14 protein-coding genes are annotated in these 17,880 nt (G+C 54.3%); 8 read left to right on the forward strand and 6 right to left on the reverse strand.

The genetic code is table 11. The features are described from left to right. Positions 1-26: 26 nt before the first annotated feature. Positions 27-1,028 (reverse strand): type I glyceraldehyde-3-phosphate dehydrogenase, encoded by a 1,002-nt coding sequence (gap, locus tag C0560_RS10275; protein WP_248860212.1) that lies wholly within the window; start codon positions 1,026-1,028, stop codon positions 27-29. Positions 1,029-1,222: 194 nt separating this feature from the next. On the opposite strand from gap, the gene cybB reads away from it, so the two are divergent. After that, positions 1,223-1,753, forward strand: a complete 531-nt coding sequence (gene cybB, locus C0560_RS10280; RefSeq protein ID WP_248860214.1) for a cytochrome b561 — start codon at positions 1,223-1,225, stop codon at positions 1,751-1,753. Between the two features lie 357 nt (positions 1,754-2,110). Here cybB and C0560_RS10285 read toward each other — a convergent pair whose 3' ends face one another. Next, positions 2,111-2,539 (reverse strand): DUF3828 domain-containing protein, encoded by a 429-nt coding sequence (locus C0560_RS10285; RefSeq protein WP_248860216.1) that lies wholly within the window; start codon positions 2,537-2,539, stop codon positions 2,111-2,113. Between the two features lie 681 nt (positions 2,540-3,220). On the opposite strand from C0560_RS10285, the gene C0560_RS10295 reads away from it, so the two are divergent. From C0560_RS10295 to C0560_RS10305, 3 genes are all read left to right on the forward strand, one after another. Next, positions 3,221-3,496, forward strand: a complete 276-nt coding sequence (locus tag C0560_RS10295; protein WP_032610935.1) for a metal/formaldehyde-sensitive transcriptional repressor — start codon at positions 3,221-3,223, stop codon at positions 3,494-3,496. 29 nt (positions 3,497-3,525) lie between these two features. Then, positions 3,526-4,644, forward strand: a complete 1,119-nt coding sequence (locus C0560_RS10300; protein ID WP_100780218.1) for an S-(hydroxymethyl)glutathione dehydrogenase/class III alcohol dehydrogenase — start codon at positions 3,526-3,528, stop codon at positions 4,642-4,644. A 161-nt stretch (positions 4,645-4,805) separates the two neighbouring features. After that, positions 4,806-6,497: a methyl-accepting chemotaxis protein gene (locus C0560_RS10305; RefSeq protein ID WP_123428004.1), complete on the forward strand. Its 1,692-nt coding sequence runs from the start codon at positions 4,806-4,808 to the stop codon at positions 6,495-6,497. Positions 6,498-6,619: 122 nt separating this feature from the next. On the opposite strand, the gene C0560_RS10310 is transcribed toward C0560_RS10305, so the two are convergent. Beyond that, on the reverse strand, positions 6,620-9,004 hold the full coding sequence (locus C0560_RS10310; RefSeq protein WP_248860217.1) for a glucose/quinate/shikimate family membrane-bound PQQ-dependent dehydrogenase: 2,385 nt from the start codon (positions 9,002-9,004) through the stop codon (positions 6,620-6,622). Between the two features lie 288 nt (positions 9,005-9,292). After that, positions 9,293-10,216, reverse strand: a complete 924-nt coding sequence (locus C0560_RS10315) for a LysR substrate-binding domain-containing protein (RefSeq protein WP_100780215.1) — start codon at positions 10,214-10,216, stop codon at positions 9,293-9,295. Between the two features lie 278 nt (positions 10,217-10,494). Between C0560_RS10315 and C0560_RS10320 the strand changes: the two genes are divergently transcribed. After that, complete coding sequence (locus C0560_RS10320; protein ID WP_100780214.1) at positions 10,495-11,838, forward strand: VOC family protein; 1,344 nt, start codon at positions 10,495-10,497, stop codon at positions 11,836-11,838. A 42-nt stretch (positions 11,839-11,880) separates the two neighbouring features. Beyond that, positions 11,881-13,389 (forward strand): carboxylesterase/lipase family protein, encoded by a 1,509-nt coding sequence (locus C0560_RS10325; protein WP_248860220.1) that lies wholly within the window; start codon positions 11,881-11,883, stop codon positions 13,387-13,389. Here the strand turns inward: C0560_RS10325 and C0560_RS10330 are convergent. Further along, positions 13,352-14,218 (reverse strand): LysR substrate-binding domain-containing protein, encoded by an 867-nt coding sequence (locus tag C0560_RS10330; protein WP_248860222.1) that lies wholly within the window; start codon positions 14,216-14,218, stop codon positions 13,352-13,354. The genes C0560_RS10325 and C0560_RS10330 overlap by 38 nt on opposite strands. A gap of 114 nt (positions 14,219-14,332) precedes the next feature. Further along, positions 14,333-15,457: a porin OmpC gene (gene ompC, locus C0560_RS10335; RefSeq protein ID WP_123427994.1), complete on the reverse strand. Its 1,125-nt coding sequence runs from the start codon at positions 15,455-15,457 to the stop codon at positions 14,333-14,335. 451 nt (positions 15,458-15,908) lie between these two features. Here ompC and C0560_RS10340 point away from each other — a divergent pair, with 451 nt between their 5' ends. Beyond that, positions 15,909-17,078 carry a pyridoxal phosphate-dependent aminotransferase gene (locus tag C0560_RS10340; RefSeq protein WP_248860276.1) on the forward strand — a complete coding sequence of 390 codons (1,170 nt, stop codon included), beginning with the start codon at positions 15,909-15,911 and terminating at the stop codon, positions 17,076-17,078. 11 nt (positions 17,079-17,089) lie between these two features. Beyond that, entirely contained in the window at positions 17,090-17,863 is a 774-nt protein-coding gene (locus tag C0560_RS10345) for an ABC transporter substrate-binding protein (RefSeq protein WP_123427992.1), read from the forward strand. The last annotated feature ends 17 nt before the right edge of the window (positions 17,864-17,880 follow it).

A 17,880-nucleotide genomic window follows, 5' to 3' on the forward strand; every position in this document is an offset into this window, starting at 1 on the left:
CGGGCAGCCTGGCTGCCCGCTGTAAATCAGAGTGCGGCGAACTTATCCAGCGTGCGCACCAGCTGGGTGACGAAGCCGTATTCGTTGTCATACCAGGCGACGGTTTTTACCAGCTGCAGGTCGCCCGCCTCGGACACTTCTGTCTGAGTGGCATCAAAGATCGAGCCAAAGTGCGAGCCGATCACATCGGAAGAGACGATCTCCTCGTCCGTATACCCAAAAGAGTCGTTGTCTTCGGTCGCTTTTTTCAGCGCGGCGTGAATCTCATCGACCGTCACTTTTTTCTCCAGAATCGACACCAGTTCTGTCACCGATCCGGTTTTCACCGGTACGCGCTGGGCGTGGCCTTTGAGCTTGCCGCTGAGCGCCGGGATCACCAGCCCAATCGCTTTTGCCGCCCCGGTGGTGTGCGGAATAATGTTCTCCGCCGCCGCGCGTGAGGCGCGCAGATCTTTCCCGCGCGGCCCGTCGACCAGGGCCTGAGTGCCGGTATAGGCGTGGATGGTGGTCATAGTCCCGACTTTAATCCCAAAGGCGTCGTGCAGTGCTTTCGCCATCGGCGCCAGGCAGTTAGTGGTGCAGGAGGCCACCGAGATAATGGTGTCGCTGGCGTCAATCGTGTCGTCGTTGACGTTAAAGACGATGGTTTTCATCTCGCCTGCAGGCGCGGAGATGAGCACTTTTTTCGCCCCGGCGTCCAGGTGGGCTTTGGACTTTTCTTCCGAGGTGTAAAAACCGGTACATTCAACCACAAGATCGACGCCCGCCGTGGTCCATGGAATGTGTTTGGCCTCTTTTTCAGCGTACACGGAGATGGATTTGCCATCCACAATCAGGGAATCTTCGGTGAAATCGACGCTCCAGGGGAAGGGACCGTAATTCGAGTCATGCTTTAGCAGATACGCCAGCACCTTGGGGGAGGTGAGGTCGTTAATGGCGACGACGGTGTTGCTGTCCTGAGTTTCAAGCAGACGGCGCAGGACGAGGCGTCCGATGCGACCAAAACCATTAATGCCAATTTTACTCATGGTTGACTCCTGTATGAACTGAACGATGCGACAGTTTGAAAACTCCTCCAGGCTTAGACCATGTCGGCGGGTGAGGCAATTGAAGATGATTCATGAGCAGGCGAAGTTTTTGAAAACCCATAAAGAAAAGTTAATGAATTTTTAAGGAAAGCCCGTTATGTTGACCCTTTGTTCGACCTTTTCCAGGAAATCATATGCGTAATAAATATACTGGCCTGCAAATTGGCATTCACTGGCTGGTGTTTCTTCTGGTTATCGTGGCTTACGCGGCGATGGAGCTGCGAGGATTCTTCCCACGCAGCGCGCGTCCGGTCATTAATATGATTCATGTTTCCTGCGGGATTTCGATCCTGGTATTGATGGTGGCGCGTCTGCTGGTACGCCTGAAATTCCCGGCACCGCCGATTCAGCCTAAGCCAAAACCGATGATCACCGGGATGTCACATCTGGGGCATCTGGTGGTGTATCTGCTGTTTATTGCTTTGCCATTGATTGGCCTGGTGATGATGTACAACCGTGGCAACCCGTGGCTGGCCTTCGGCCTGGTGATGCCCCATGCGGCAGAAGCGAATTTCGATCTGGTGGACAGCCTGAAGTCGTGGCACGTGACGCTGGCGAACATCGGCTATTTCGTCATCGGCATTCACGCTTTTGCGGCGCTGCTGCATCACTATTACTGGAAAGACAACACGCTTCTGCGCATGATGCCGAAAAAGCGTTCCTGATAATCTTTCCTGCCTGTCCTAAACCCGCTCTCGTCAGCGGGTTTTTTGTGTTTATTTCCGACATCAATCCATTAAAAGAGCCATTCCAGTTAAGCGAATAAACATTCGTTCTTAAGGTGAGCTTTAACCCGATGATTTGCTTTAAGTCTCTTGTATTTCAGTCATGAATATATCCATGACAAAAGCAGGGGGAACGATTATAAATGCACTATCCACCACGGACAGGGTGTATCCAAATCTGCAGTGCTGTGTGTTTACGGGACCTGACCGATGTCGGCAGGTTCCCGGATTTTCCCTGGTACTTCAAATGAGCGCTCTTCAACGCCTTCCTAAAGTACAAAATTTACTTAAGTCGAATTATTTGATGTCTCGAGCCGCAACAGATTGCACCTTCCAGCGCCCATTTTCTCTGACCATGCAGTCAATAATAGTATGAGCCTTGTTTTTGCCGAACGCGATATAGATGTTGACGCAAATCGGATCGGTGTCTACTGAAACGACGTTAATATTATCGGGCCAATCTTCACCAATATCCTGCGCTTTAAGAAAAAAGTCTGCATCATAAAATGGTTCATCATCATAATCTTGATCTTGCGTATGACGTAGTTTCTGCATTGTGGATGCAGTAACATAACGATCAATTTCATGATTGTCAGTGATAGGAAAGTGATTTTCGCTAATCTGAGTAACATACCATTTATTAAATGCAGCGGCCTGGGTAGCCGCATCGTGAGTATTTGCGAGAACTGACGTCGTGATCATTAACAGCGATAATAAACTTTTCATGTTAATAGTGCCTGTAAAGCTTGAAAGCTGGCTTTAATTCTCTATAGCGTGGGCCGGGGTACATTCCATGTTGGATAAAGTCAGAGTACCAGGTGCCAGAGCCATCATAAATACATGCGTGACCGTGCTGGTTTTCCCCGGGGATGGCGTCAATGACAGCAACATTTCCCTCAATAGGTGTGCCGTACACCTGACTGAATCCAGCCATTTCAAGTGAGTGCCCGAAATACATGGCATCGGCACCATTAATCTTAACTCCTCCTGCCCGAATTGCAGCGGCTACTGCACGTGCGCAATAACCCGTACTATGGAGGTGTTATTGCTGACGAGCATAGGTCACTGCGACGTGTTTAGACCATATCATTTTCAATATCCTTATTATTGAAGAAGAAATGAGTCATGTTTTACGCCTGTTTCGAATATTATTTTGTAATACATGGTTAAGTGATGTTAACCATTACTTGTGTACGTTATAAAAATAAATCAACTATTTGCAGATATAATGTTAGTTGGCGTTTTACGGTTTTAAATTTTAGGCTTCATTCAGGATTAAGTGAAATATGAAGGACCGCGTTAATGAGTCACCTGGTATTACTATCGCTTAGTGCCTCAAATCCCTTGTTTACATGGATACCTGAAAGTAGTTACTATACCCCCCTACAGTATCCATGAGGAGGGCGTATGCCTCATTCACCCGAAGACAAAAAACGCGTACTGACTCGCGTGCGGCGCATTCGGGGGCAGGTTGATGCCCTTGAACGTGCGCTGGAGTCCGGCGAACCCTGCCTTGCCATCCTGCAGCAAATCGCGGCGGTGCGCGGTGCGGCGAACGGTTTGATGGGCGAGATGGTCGAAATTCACCTTAAAGATGAGCTGGTGACGGGCGAAACCACCGCCGACCAGCGTGCGGTTCGCATGGCGGAAGTCGGTCATTTGCTTCGCTCTTATCTAAAATAAAACACTGGCATCACATAAAGGAAAGCAATATGAAATCACGTGCAGCTGTCGCATTTGGCCCCGGCCAGCCGTTGAAGATCGTCGAAATTGACGTAGCGCCGCCGAAGAAGGGCGAAGTGCTGATCAAAATCACCCATACGGGCGTGTGCCACACCGATGCCTTTACCCTGTCGGGTGACGATCCGGAAGGCGTCTTCCCGGCGGTATTAGGCCATGAAGGCGGTGGCGTGGTAGTGGAAGTCGGTGAAGGCGTCACCAGCCTGAAGCCGGGCGATCATGTTATTCCTCTGTATACCGCCGAATGTGGCGAGTGTAAGTTCTGTAAATCCGGTAAAACCAACCTCTGTCAGGCCGTTCGCGCCACGCAGGGCAAGGGCTTGATGCCTGATGGCACCACGCGTTTCTCTTACAACGGTGAGCCGATTTATCACTATATGGGCACCAGTACCTTCAGCGAATACACCGTTTGTGCGGAGATTTCCCTGGCGAAAGTGAATCCACAGGCGCCGCTGGATAAAGTCTGCCTGCTGGGCTGCGGCGTGACCACCGGTATCGGCGCGGTACACAACACGGCGAAAGTGAAAGAGGGCGACACCGTGGCGGTGTTTGGTCTCGGCGGGATCGGTCTGGCGGTGATTCAGGGCGCGGTACAGGCGAAAGCCGGGCGCATCCTCGCGGTGGATACCAATCCGGAGAAATTCAAACTGGCCGGTGAAATGGGCGCAACGGATTTCATCAACCCGAAAGACTACGACAAACCGGTTCAGGATGTGATTGTTGAACTGACCGACGGCGGCGTGGATTTCAGCTTTGAATGTATCGGCAACGTGAATGTCATGCGCTCTGCGCTGGAATGCTGCCACAAAGGCTGGGGCGAGAGCATCATTATCGGCGTGGCAGGGGCGGGTCAGGAGATCAAAACCCGTCCATTCCAGCTGGTGACCGGGCGCGTCTGGCGCGGCTCCGCATTTGGCGGCGTAAAAGGGCGCACCCAGCTGCCTGGGATGGTCGAGGATGCAATGGCCGGGAAAATCAATCTCGACCCGTTCATTACCCACCGTCTGCCGCTTGAGCAGATCAACGAAGCCTTCGATCTGATGCACGAAGGAAAGTCGATCCGCACCGTCATACATTTCGGCAGCAACTAATTATTCTGCCAGCGGTGTTTTGCCGCTGGCCCTTCCTGCATATTCTTCTCTAAAGTGTGACCTGTCTGGCGCTTTTAGCCATAAGCAAATTTCCTGCCGTGCCGATGACTATTTTACAGGCGTGTTTTTCACGCATTTACCTATAAAGAGAGTCGACGGTCATGGACAACACAAAAACGATGCGCAGCCCGCAAACGCTGAGCTTCCTGCATCATATCCGGCTGGTTCCGCTGTTTTCCTCAATTCTCGGTGGCATCATTTTGTTATTCGCATTGAGTTCGGCTCTGGCGGGGTATTTCCTGCTGCAGGCTGACACGGATCTGCAGGATGTCACGTCAGAAATCCAGGTACGTACGGGGCTGTCGAATAGCTCGAACCATTTACGCACGGCGCGCATCAATATGATCCATGCCGGTGCGGCCAGCCGTATCGCTGAGATGGACGCGATGAAGCAAAACATCGCTGAAGCCGAGACGCGTATTAAGCAGTCGCAGGAGAGCTTCGCCGCCTATATGAATCGTGCCGTGCGCACGCCTGCGGACGAAGCGCTGGATGGCGAGCTGAAAACCCGCTTTGATGCCTATATCACCGGCCTGCAGCCGATGTTGAAATACGCCAAAAACGGCATGTTTGAAGCCATCATTAATCACGAAAATGAATCTGCGCGCCCGCTGGACGATGGCTACAACGAAATCCTGCTGAAGGCGATTAAGATCCGTACCGATCGCGCGAATGCCCTCACGACGGACGCTCACAAGCGTACTCAGCTTGGCCTGATGTTTATGGTCGGCGCCTTTGCGCTGGCGCTGGTGCTGACCGCGATGACCTTCGTGGTACTGCGCCGCACGGTGATTCATCCGCTGCAACGCGCTGCCCGCCGCATCGAACAGATTGCGAAGGGGGATTTGACCATGGCGGACGACCTGACCGGTCGCAGCGAGATCGGGCGTTTAACCCGCGATCTGCAAACCATGCAGCACTCGCTGGTGAATACCGTCGGGACAGTTCGCCAGGGCGCGGAGCAGATTTACCGTGGCACCAGCGAGATTTCTGCCGGTAACACCGATCTCTCTTCCCGAACCGAACAGCAGGCGGCGGCCATCGAACAGACCGCTGCCAGCATGGAAGAGCTGACGGCGACCGTGAAACAGAACGCCGATAACGCCCATCATGCGAGCAAACTGGCGGAAGACGCTTCCGGGAAAGCCAGCCGTGGCGGCCAGATGGTCTCTGGCGTGGTGAAAACCATGAGCAATATCTCTACCAGCTCGAAGAAAATCTCGGAAATCACGGCGGTGATCAACAGCATCGCTTTCCAGACCAACATCCTGGCCCTTAACGCCGCCGTGGAAGCAGCCCGTGCGGGTGAGCAGGGGCGCGGATTTGCCGTGGTCGCCAGCGAAGTGCGTACGCTGGCAAGCCGCAGCGCCAACGCGGCAAAAGAGATTGAAGGCCTGATTAATGAATCCGTCACCCTGATCGACCAGGGTTCCGGCGAAGTGGTTGCCGCGGGGAATACCATGAATGAAATTGTTGAAGCCGTGAAACGCGTCACCGATATCATGCTGGAGATCGCCGCAGCCTCCGACGAACAGAGCCGGGGTATCGTGCAGGTGAGCCAGGCGATCTCTGAGATGGATAAAGTGACCCAGCAGAATGCCTCGCTGGTGGAGGAAGCTTCTGCGGCGGCGGCATCGCTGGAAGAACAGGGGGCTCGTCTGACCGAAGCCGTGGGCGCGTTCCGTCTTAACGGCACAACCGCCAGTCGCGGGAATAAAGCTTCACCGGCCACCCAGCCTGCGCCATTGCGTCAGGCGGTGGTTGACGGTGGGGATAACTGGGAAACATTCTGAGTGGGTGACATATCGATGGGCTGCTATGTCTTTCCCCATCGATAACATCATACGTCCGTAAACGTGAAACGTCGCCGGGCGATAAAAAAAGGGGCCAATCGGCCCCTTTTTCATTACTGCTTTTACGCTTTATCTGGCAGGGCGTACGCAATAATGTAATCACCACGGTCCGGTGACTGACGCGCGCCACCTGCGTTAATGATGATGTACTGTTTGTCGGTTTTCGGCGACACGTAGGTCATCGGGCCTGACTGGCTGCCCACTGGCAGACGGTCTTTCCAGATCTCTTTCCCGGTTGCGGTATCAAACGCGCGCAGGTAGAAATCCTGAGTGCCCGCGAAGAATAGCAGACCAGACTGGGTGGAAAGCGATGCGCCCAGCGTCGGCATCCCGATTGGGATCGGCATGTGCATACGAATGCCCAGCGGACCGGTATCTTCAACGGTACCGACCGGAACCTGCCACACCAGCTTGCCGCTTTTCAGATCCACAGCGGACATGGTGCCGAACGGTGGTTTCTGGCACGGAATGCCCAGCGGAGAGAGGAAGCGCTCGCGCATTGCGCCAAACGGCGTACCGTCCATCGGCACAATACCCATCTCGATCCCGCTGGCGTTTTTGGCAACGTTCGCGCGCGGCACCATATAGTTCGCGAGACCCAGACGCATATCGTTGACGAACATCAGACCGTTATTCGGATCAACGGAGACGCTGCCCCAGTTCATCCCGCCGAGGGAGCCAGGGAACTGCAGGGAGCGGTCAAGACCCGGTGGGGTAAAGACGCCCTGGTGACGCATCTCTTTAAACTGAATGCGGCACAGCAGCAGATCGACCGGCGTTGCGCCCCACATGTCGGATTCGGTCAGCGTCTGGTTGCCGATCATCGGCATGCCAACGGAATACGGCTGCGTTGGGGAGTAACGTTCGCCTTCAATATTACCTGCCGGAACCGGACGCTCTTCCACTTTGGCTACCGGCTTGCCGGTTTCGCGGTTGAGCATAAAGATCATGCCCTGTTTGCTGGTCTGCACCAGCACCGGCGTGGTGCCACCTTTACCGTCAGGAAGATCGTACAGCAGCGGCTGCGAAGGCAGGTCGAAGTCCCACAGGTCGTGGTGTGTGGTCTGGAAATGCCAGCGCACCTGACCGGAAGTCGCGTCTACCGCCACAATTGACGAACTGTATTTATCGTCCAGCGCGGTACGTTCGCCAGCATAGAAATCGGGCGTTGCGTTGCCGGTTGGCAGATAGATCAGGTTCAGTTTTGCGTCGTAAGACATGGCAGACCAGACGTTCGGCGTACCGCGCGTATAGGTCTGGCCTTCTGGCGGCAGGCCGGTCAGCTCCGGATTGCCGGGGTCCCAGGCCCATGCCAGTTTACCGGTGTGCACGTCATAGGCACGAACCACACCCGGCGGTTCGCCAGTCGAGAAGTTATCCGCCACGCGACCACCGACAACCACCACATTACCGGCCACCAGCGGGGTGGAGGTTTGCTGATAGTAGCCCGGTTTGATTTCACCCATGCCGACGCTGAGGTCAACAATACCGTGATCGCCAAAGTCTTCGCAGACTTTGCCCGTATCGGCGTTGATGGCAATCAGGCGCGCATCGGTGGTTGGCAGGAACAGGCGACGGGCACAGGCGGCCGGTTGCGTGTCTGTTTGTGACGTTGTCACGACGCTGTGATCTTCAAAGAAGCCCAGGCCACGGCAGCGCTGCCAGTTTGGCGCGGTGGCTTTGGAATCGTAGCGCCATTTTTCTTTACCGGAATCCACGTCCAGCGCCAGCACTTTGCTGTATGGCGTGCAGACAAACAGGGTGTCGCCCACCTGCAGTGGCGTGTTCTGATCTTCTGCGCCAGAACCGTTGCTTACCGGGATATCACCCGTGTGCGCGGTCCAGGCCACTTTCAGCTCGCCGATGTTTTGCTTGTTAATCTGATCCAGCGCGGCAAAACGGTCCCCGTGGGTGGTGTTACCCCAGTGTTCCCAGTTTTTCTGCTGCTCGCCAGGGGCGACGGGTTTCACCGGCACCGCTTCGTTAGCCGTGACCAGCGTTTGCGGCTTAAACATCCAGCCGAAGCTCACCAGCATCGCTACGGCGAGCACGGCGGCAAGTGTAAACGCCGGGGTTTTGTTTACGGCCTGGTTGCCGTTTGCTGCGCGCAGGAACGGCCAGACGATGGCACATAAAAAGGCCAGCACGGCGAGGGTAAACAGGCGCGAGAAGAGCGGCCAGAAATCCCAGCCTGCATCACTGACGGCCCAGAATAACGACGCGATAAACGCGATGGCATACAGAATGATGCCGCTGGTGCGATTCATGAGGATTAAAACGGCGGCGATAACCATCACCACGCCAATGATCAGGAAGTACCAGCTTCCGCCTACGGTGGCGAGCTTAAAGCCCAGCCCGCCGACCGCCAGTCCGATGATTGCCATCAGGACGACCAGGAGCCACTGCAGGAGTCTCGGAACCCCGCGTGGCGCGCTGCCAAATGCCATGTCTATCTCCTTAAAGACCTCGTATTCCTCCGGTGGCACGGGCACGGGGCCTGTACCAAATGGGTAACCGAATACGGGTTTAATGATGATTTATACGATGAATACCGTTTATACGGCTTTGAAATCCACCGAATGAAATAGGGTGTGAACCATTTGGTGAATTCGTGGCTATGATAAGTCTGTTAAATTGTTTGTTGCAATTGTTAATAAAAAATTTCGCATTATTTGATTAAAAGGGATAAAAAACCCGTCATCACGACGGGTCAGCTGGAAAGCGAAGGGAGACGGTTAAATCGGCATCGACTTGCGGATGGCGCTCAGCAACGCTTGCGCCCCCGATGAGAGCGGGGTGTCTACGCGGGTCAGGATACCAATCGGCTCACCGGCGCCCGGCGACGCGACAGGCAGCGCGGTCAGGGTACCCTGGCGGAGATCTTCTTTTACCGCCCCGGACGGCACAAACCAGACATAGTCATAATCTACCGTCAGCTGGCGCGACAGAGAGGCTGAGAGGGTTTCGATACATCCCGATGGCAGCTTGCAGCCCTGCATTTGCAGCATCACTTCGGCGTTATGGCGCGGAACAGTCCCTTTTGGTGATACCACCACCGGCCATTCCATGACACGGCTCAGGGTGACTGTATCATGCAGCAGCGGGTGATTCGGGCGAACCACCAGCTTCAGCGATTCCAGGAACAGCAGCTCGTAATTCAGACCGCCCATCAACTCTGGATCGGACATTCGCCCAATGCCCAGATCCAGTTCGCCAGACTTTAACCCGGCCAGCAGCATGGTGTTATTCATCGTGGCGACCTGCAGCGTGGTGTTTTTTTGCTGCTTATGAAACTGACCAATCGCCGAAGGCAGAATGCCGAGCGCCGCCGTAGGCAGCGCGCCAACGCGGACCACATCCGAGATCTGATCGTCCTTACGATTCAGCGCCTGACCGGCGGTATTGAGCGCATCCAGCACTTTGACGGCGTGGGTGAGAAACTGTTCGCCGACTAAGGTGAGCTGCGCGCCAAGACGCCCACGATCGAACAGGCGTGCGCCGGTGAGTTGTTCCAGTTCGTTCAGGGTCTTAGAGAGGGCTGGCTGGCTAAGATTAAGAGTTTCAGCCGCACGCCCCAGCGTTCCCTGTTGAGCGACGGCCACAAAAGTGTGCAGATGGCGCAAGCGTATGCGCTGACTAAACAAACCATTTTTTTCCATGATGCGATGTTAAGAACAGAGCCGTGCGAGTGACAAGGGAAGATGTTTAATTTTGATAACTTGATAGCAAAATATTATTAACATTTGATCTATTTGAGTTACAAGAATTTTTTCACCTATGGATGAGGTGATTCTCCTGAGGTTTTTTCTTCACGCAGAAAGAGAAAAAGCGCAGGGAATAACCACTTGTCTGTCAGGATCACAAATCGCAAATTCTTCCCCCCAACGCCAGCGGCCTTCTCTACACTCCAGGTAATATTCACTGGAGGCATGACATCATGGCGAACACCATCACGGCTGATGATATTCGGGAACACTTTTCGCAGGCTATGTCAGCGATGTACCAGCAGGAAGTTCCGCAGTACGGCACGCTGCTGGAACTGGTAGCGGACGTGAATCTGGCGGTACTGGAAAACAATCCGCACTTACATGAACAGCTGGCCAACGCCGATGAGCTGGCGCGGTTAAACGTCGAACGCCACGGGGCGATTCGCGTGGGGAGCGCTCAGGAGCTGTCCACCTTGCGCAGGATGTTTGCCATTATGGGCATGTATCCTGTCAGCTATTACGATCTCTCCCAGGCGGGCGTCCCGGTGCATTCTACGGCGTTTCGTCCCATTGATGACGCCGCGCTGTCGCGCAACCCGTTCCGCGTGTTTACCTCGTTGTTGCGCATGGAGCTTATCGAAAATGTCGCCCTGCGCGAACGCGCGGCTGAGATCCTCGCCCAACGTACTATTTTTACTCCGCGCTGCCTGGAACTGATTGCGCTGCATGAGTCAGAAGGGCAGTTTACTGAAACGCAGGCGCGCGAATTTGTTCAAGAAGCACTGGAGACGTTCCGCTGGCATCGCCACGCCACCGTCGATCAGGAGACCTATCAGGCGCTGCACGATGAGCACCGTCTGATTGCCGATGTGGTCTGTTTCCCGGGATGTCATATCAACCATCTTACGCCGCGCACCCTGGATATCGACCGGGTGCAGGAGCTGATGCCGAAATATGGCATTGAGCCGAAGATTCTGATTGAGGGGCCGCCGCGTCGTGAAGTGCCGATTTTACTGCGCCAGACCAGTTTTAAAGCGCTGGAGGAGCCGGTGCTGTTTGCCGGAGAGCATAAAGGCACCCACACGGCGCGCTTTGGCGAAATCGAACAGCGCGGAGTTGCGCTCACGCCAAAAGGCCGCGAACTGTATGACCGTCTGCTGAATCAAGCCGGAACAGGCAAAGATAATTTGACGCATCAGCTGCATCTGCGAGAGGTGTTCCAGACCTTCCCGGACAGCGAAATGTTCCTGCGCCGTCAGGAGTTGGCCTATTTCCGCTACCGTCTGACGCCTGCGGGCGAAGCGCACCGACAGGCGTTCCGCCCGGGCGACGATCCTCAGCCGCTCATTGAGCGCGGCTGGGTAGTGGCGCAGCCGATTATTTATGAGGATTTTCTGCCGGTGAGTGCAGCGGGCATTTTCCAGTCCAATCTGGGGAATGAAACCCAGGCCCGCAGCCGTGGAAATTCAAGTCGTGAAGCGTTTGAGGCCGCACTGGGATGCCCGGTAAACGACGAGTTTGCGCTGTATCAGCAGGCCGAAGACCGCAGTAAACGGCGTTGCGGTTTGCTCTGAAATCGCTACTCTGCTGGGGTGTGATGGAAAAAGAAGGCAAGTATGGAAAATTCCACGACCCCAGTAGTGACTACCCGTCAGGGAGCGTTAAGCGGTTTTATTGATGATGATGTGCACGTCTGGTGCGGTATTCCGTATGCCGCGCCGCCCGTTGGCGCGCTGCGCTGGCGTTCGCCGCAACCCCCCGACTCCTGGGAAGGTATCCGCCCGGCCAATACGTTCTCGGCATCCAGCTGGCAAAACATCGATTACTGCCGGGAACTGGGCGGGGGCGACCCAGGGCGATTCTCGGAAGATTGTCTCTATCTCAACGTCTGGGCTCCCGCAAACCGGACCGGGCCACTTCCCGTGATGGTCTGGCTGCATGGCGGCGGATATACCATTGGCGCGGGCGGATTACCGCCATACCAGGGGAAAGCGCTGGCACATCGCGACGTCATTGTTGTCACCATTAACTACCGTCTGGGCCATCTCGGCTTTTTCGCTCACCCGGCGCTCGCCGGCGAGGAAGCAGATGTGGTGCATAATTTTGCGCTGTACGATCAAATCGCGGCGCTTCGCTGGGTACAGGACAATATTGCTGCATTTGGCGGCGATGCGGATAACGTGACCGTGTTTGGCGAATCCGCCGGGGCGCGAAGCGTGCTGTCACTGCTGGCTTCGCCGCTGGCAAAAGGGTTGTTTCACAAGGCGATCGTGCAGAGCGGTTACACGCTTCCTGATACCCCGCGCGAGCAGGCACTGCAAAAAGGTGAGGCGCTGGCGGCGCATTTCGGCATTGAGAATGCGACCGCTGAACAGCTGCGGGCGATCCCCGCCGATGCGTTCTGGTCACTGACGGCGCCACTTAATATTGCCCCGACGCCGATTGTCGGCGACTGCGTGCTGCCAGAAGCAATGCTGGATGTGTTTTTCTCGGCCCGCCAGCATCCGGTTCCGGTGATGATTGGTTCCAACAGTGACGAAGCCAGCGTGATGGCGGTGTTTGGCATCGATCTCGCCGGGCAAATTCAGAAGCTGCGTCGGGAACGTCGGTTTGGCCTGGGGCTGATCAAGCTGCTTTACCCTGGTGTGAAAGGGGATGAAGAGCTGGGGCGGCAGGTGTGTCGTGACATGGCTTTTACGACCATGGGATTTGTGGTGATGCAGGCTCAGCAGCGGGTCGGTGAACCCTGTTGGCGCTACTGGTTTGATTACGTTGCGGAAGCGGAACACGAAACCTATCAGAACGGCGCGTGGCACGGCAACGAAGTGCCGTATGTCTTTGACACGCTCGGAAAGGTGGAACCTGCCAGCCAGTATGTGAACGAGCGCGATTTGGCCTTTGCCGCGCAGGTGGCAGATTATTGGGTCAATTTTGCGCGTTTCGCGAGCCGAACCTGTGATGCGCTACATGGCCCGACGCGCTGGCCAGCCTGCCGGAAAGGGCGTGATGTGCTGTTACGCATTGGTTTGAATAAACATGCAGGATTTCGCCTGGAAAACCGCTTTATGCGCGCCAGAATGAGCCTGTTTAAACGGGTGATGAAGCATCACGTGAGCCTGGATTGAGCAGACACGCGCGAAACGCGGCCAGCCCGGCGGCTTTTGCGCGTGATTCCCGTAACACCAGCCGATAGCTGGCGCCGGTTTTCACGCTGGTATTGAAGGGGCGTGCCAGGCGCCCGGCGCGAATATCTTCTCTCACCAGCGTTTCGTCCGCAATCGCCACGCCCAGCCCCTGCATCGCGGCGGTTATCGCCAAATCCATGGTGTCGAAGTGTTGATTTCGCTGCATTGTCAGCGCGAGCTCTTCCTGCCTGGACAACCACAACGACCAGTCGGTTTTATCTCGCGTGGGGTGCAGGAATGTCAGCGACTCCAGAGGGGCGCTCATTCGTAATGGACTCATCACCGGCGTGAGCGCCTCTTCGAACAGCAGATCGCCCGCGCTGAGATGCGTTCCGAAGACGATAGCCGCATCGTAAGACTCGGTTTTGAAATTCACCGTGTGATCGGTGGTGGTCGTAAGGGCAATTTGCAGCTCAGGCTGATCGCGCTCCACTTCAAGCAGGCGTGGAACCAGCCAGCGCATGGCGCAGGTCGGGACTTTCAAACGCACCACCGTTTGCTGCGCGCGCGCCTGTTCCGCGACGGTCAGCAGATGTTCGAAGGCGGCCTGTAAATCCGGAAGCAGGGCGCTGCCCTGGGACGACAGCCGCAGCCCGCGCGCATGACGTTCAAAAAGAGAAAAGCCGAACCAGGACTCCAGTGTGGCAATTTTACGACTGACGGCACCCTGAGTGAGACACAGCTCTATCGCGGCGTGGGTGAGATTCAGATGACGAGCGGTGACCAGAAAGGCGTCCACAGCATTGTGCGGAAATGAACGGCGCGACATAAACACTCCAGGTATGCGTTTTTATCATGTCGTTCATAACACCTGACCTTAAGGTGCCTGTCAATCAGCGAAAAAAAACCCGCCGGGTGGCGGGTTTTTGGATTATGCGCAGAATTAGAACTGGTAAACCAGACCCAGGGCTACGATATCATCAGTAGAGATGCCAGAATCTTTATAGAACTGATCATCTTCATCCAGCAGGTTGATTTTATAGTCAACGTAGGTGGACATATTTTTGTTAAAGTAATAGGTCGCACCAATATCAGCGTATTTAACCAGATCTTTATCGGTGTTGCCGTTATAGCTCAGGTCCTTACCTTTAGACTGCAGGTAGGAAATAGATGGGCGCAGACCGAAATCGAACTGGTACTGAGCAGTAATTTCGAAGTTCTGCGTTTTGTTCGCAATACCGCCATCATCGCTGTTACCGTAAATGGTCATATTACGGGTTTCAGAATACATGGTCGCCAGGTAAATATCGCGATCGTCATATTTCAGACCCGCAGTCCATGCTTCGGCTCTATCGCCACCAGCATAACGGCCACCACCAGAGTTAACCTGGTCGGTAGTACGGTCGGAAGAGGCATACGCCGCACCTGCGCTGAAGCCCATACCGAAATCATAGGTGGTGGACATACCATAGCCGTCGCCATTTTCATGACGAATATCGCGGCCGTTGTTGGTGCCTTCGTTACCGTTGCCATCACCTTCGTTGTTACCCTGATACTGCAGGGCGAAGTTCAGGCCATCAACTGCACCGAAGAAGTTGCTGTTTCGGTAGGTTGCAACGCCGTTTGCGCGGCTGGTCATGTAGACATCAGACTGTGCCCAGGTATCGCCACCAAACTCTGGCAGCATGTCGGTCCAGCCTTCTACGTCGTACAGTACGCCGTAGTTACGACCGTAGTCGAATGAACCGTAGTCACCAAATTTCAGGCCTGCGAAGCCCAGACGGGTCCAGGACTGGTTAGACGAACCTTCAGTGTTGTTCGCCTGAACGTTGTATTCCCACTGGCCAAAACCGGTCAACTGGTCGTTGATCTGCGTTTCGCCTTTGAAGCCAATACGCACGTAGCTCTGATCGCCATCCACACCAGAATCATCAGAGAAATAGTGCAGGCCATCAACTTTACCGTACAGATCCAGTTTGTTACCGTCTTTGTTATAAATCTCTGCTGCGTGAGCAGCACCGGCTGCCAGAAGCGCCGGGATAACAAGTGCCAATACTTTTCTATTCATTTTTTTCATTCCTTAGAAAGGTTTTTATTATGATTTGAAATGAACTTTTGCCCATTACAAGAATCACCCGAATCCTAATATTGTTTTTAATAGGGCGGCAAACAGTATGCGCTTATAAAATGTTAAAAATTAATTCCGCCGTAACGGAATGAAATCTCAATTATAATGAGTGATGGATTACTATTATTTATTGATGGGAGTTATTAATTGTTAATTAACAGTGCTGAAAATTTCGTCTTGTTTATTATGTTTTCACCAGTGTGATTTAATAATTGTGACCGCTGCATGAGTTTTTAATGGAAAAATAAAAACTCTGTTTTTGTCAGAATTGCGCCCGGCGAAATGGGTCAGCCATGCGTTTTCATCATGGCTACTATGACAACAATTCGGTTGTCGCCAAAGCTGCCTTCGCGTTGAATAGTTATGCAATATCCACGAGAAAGGATTGATGATGACTCTGCGTACTCCCGTGCACACCCGCTCGAAACTGCCTGACGTTGGCACGACTATTTTTACGGTGATTGGGCAGCTTTCTGCTCAACATAACGCCATCAATCTTTCTCAGGGGGCACCTAACTTCTCCTGCGATCCTAAGCTCATTGCAGGCGTAACCCGCGCCATGGAGGCGGGGCATAACCAGTATGCGGCTATGACCGGCCTGCAGCCGCTGAAAGAACGCATCGTCGATAAAATTGCCACACTCTATGGCACCCGTTATGACGCCAGCAGCGAAGTGCTGATTACCGCCAGTGCCAGCGAAGGGCTGTACTCGGCCATCAGCGGCCTGGTGCATCCTGGCGACGAGGTGATCTATTTTGAGCCGTCGTTCGACAGCTACGCGCCGATTGTGCGCTTACAAGGCGCCACACCGGTGGCGATTAAGCTGACGGTGCCTGATTTTGCCATCGACTGGGATGAAGTCCGCGCCGCGGTGACGTCGCGCACACGCATGATCATCATTAATACCCCGCACAACCCGAGCGGTCAGGTCTTCTCGGCGAACGACCTCGAACAGCTGGCGGCGATTACCCGCCAGACGGATATCATTATTTTGTCTGATGAAGTGTACGAACACGTCGTGTTTGACGGCCAGCCGCATCACGGCATGGCAACGCACCCGCAGCTGGCGGAGCGTAGCGTGATCATTTCATCATTTGGAAAAACCTATCATGTCACCGGCTGGCGAGTAGGGTATTGTGTGGCTCCCGCTGAACTGATGGACGAAATCTGCAAAGTACATCAATTCCTGATGTTTTCTGCCGATACCCCTATGCAGTACGCCTTTGCAGAGCATATGGCCGATCCTCAGACCTGGCTGTCGCTGTCGGCGTTCTATCAGCGCAAACGCGATTTACTGCAAAATCTACTGGCGGAGTCGCCGTTCCGTTTGCTGCCGAGCGCAGGTTCGTTCTTCCTGCTGGCCGATTACAGCCACTTCAGCGACGAAAGCGACAGTGAGATGGTCAAACGGCTAATCGTTGAATCCGGTGTCGCGACCATTCCGCTGTCGGCGTTTTACACAGACGGTACAGATAACAAATTGATCCGCCTCTCTTTTGCGAAAGACGAGGCAACATTACGGGCAGGTGCGCAGGCCCTGTGTCGGGTTAAACCACGCTAAGGAGTGTTGAGATGAAATTTAACGCGTTAGTTGTCGGCATGGGATTGCTGTGTTCTTTTTCTTCCTTCGCTGCAACCGAGCTGCGCTATGGCCTGGAAGCGGAATATCCGCCGTTTGAAAGCCGTAATGCGTCGGGTGAACTGGAAGGTTTTGATATCGATCTGGGCAAAGCGATTTGCAAAGCCGCTGAGCTAAAGTGCAGTTGGGTCGAGACTTCATTTGATGCGTTGATCCCAGGGTTAATGGCGAAGAAATTCGATGCCATCAACTCGGCCATGAACATTACGGAGCAGCGTCGTCAGAGCATTGATTTCACCCAGCCGATCTACCGTATTCCTTCCCAGCTGGTCGGGAAAGAAGGGAGTGGCGTCGACGCGACGCCGGAAGGTTTGAAAGGTAAAACCATCGGTGTGTTGCAGGGTTCCATTCAGGAAACCTATGCGAAAGAGCACTGGGAGAAGCACGGTGTCACCGTGGTGTCTTATAAAGATCAGAATATGGCCTGGGGTGATTTGCTGAATGGCCGTATTGATGCCTCGCTGGTGATGTCCGCGGCCGGGCAGGCAGGTTTCCTGAGTAAGCCGCAGGGGAAAGGGTTTGGCTTTATTGGCAAACCGGTGTCGGATGACACTATCCTCGGCAGCGGGATCGGTTTCGGGCTACGCAAAGGTGACGAGGCCACCAAAAAACAGCTCGATGCGGCTATCGAAAAAGTCCGCGCTGACGGCACCATCGACCTGCTTGCGAAGAAATACTTCCCGGGTATCGATGTCAGCGTAAAATAATAATATTGCGCCTCTTC

It is taken from the genome of Lelliottia sp. AC1 (genome assembly GCF_023278595.1).
GTDB lineage: Bacteria > Pseudomonadota > Gammaproteobacteria > Enterobacterales > Enterobacteriaceae > Enterobacter > Enterobacter nimipressuralis.

Excerpts from the sequence above, each read along its gene's own strand:
- ompC (WP_123427994.1), bottom strand. The coding sequence starts at position 15,457 with ATGAATAGAAAAGTATTGGCACTTGTTATCCCGGCGCTTCTGGCAGCC.
- C0560_RS10330 (WP_248860222.1), bottom strand. The coding sequence starts at position 14,218 with ATGTCGCGCCGTTCATTTCCGCACAATGCTGTGGACGCCTTTCTGGTC.
- cybB (WP_248860214.1), top strand. The coding sequence starts at position 1,223 with ATGCGTAATAAATATACTGGCCTGCAAATTGGCATTCACTGGCTGGTG.
- C0560_RS10285 (WP_248860216.1), bottom strand. The coding sequence starts at position 2,539 with ATGAAAAGTTTATTATCGCTGTTAATGATCACGACGTCAGTTCTCGCA.
- C0560_RS10310 (WP_248860217.1), bottom strand. The coding sequence starts at position 9,004 with ATGGCATTTGGCAGCGCGCCACGCGGGGTTCCGAGACTCCTGCAGTGG.
- C0560_RS10340 (WP_248860276.1), top strand. The coding sequence starts at position 15,909 with ATGACTCTGCGTACTCCCGTGCACACCCGCTCGAAACTGCCTGACGTT.
- C0560_RS10325 (WP_248860220.1), top strand. The coding sequence starts at position 11,881 with ATGGAAAATTCCACGACCCCAGTAGTGACTACCCGTCAGGGAGCGTTA.
- C0560_RS10305 (WP_123428004.1), top strand. The coding sequence starts at position 4,806 with ATGGACAACACAAAAACGATGCGCAGCCCGCAAACGCTGAGCTTCCTG.
- C0560_RS10315 (WP_100780215.1), bottom strand. The coding sequence starts at position 10,216 with ATGGAAAAAAATGGTTTGTTTAGTCAGCGCATACGCTTGCGCCATCTG.
- C0560_RS10320 (WP_100780214.1), top strand. The coding sequence starts at position 10,495 with ATGGCGAACACCATCACGGCTGATGATATTCGGGAACACTTTTCGCAG.
- C0560_RS10295 (WP_032610935.1), top strand. The coding sequence starts at position 3,221 with ATGCCTCATTCACCCGAAGACAAAAAACGCGTACTGACTCGCGTGCGG.
- C0560_RS10345 (WP_123427992.1), top strand. The coding sequence starts at position 17,090 with ATGAAATTTAACGCGTTAGTTGTCGGCATGGGATTGCTGTGTTCTTTT.
- gap (WP_248860212.1), bottom strand. The coding sequence starts at position 1,028 with ATGAGTAAAATTGGCATTAATGGTTTTGGTCGCATCGGACGCCTCGTC.
- C0560_RS10300 (WP_100780218.1), top strand. The coding sequence starts at position 3,526 with ATGAAATCACGTGCAGCTGTCGCATTTGGCCCCGGCCAGCCGTTGAAG.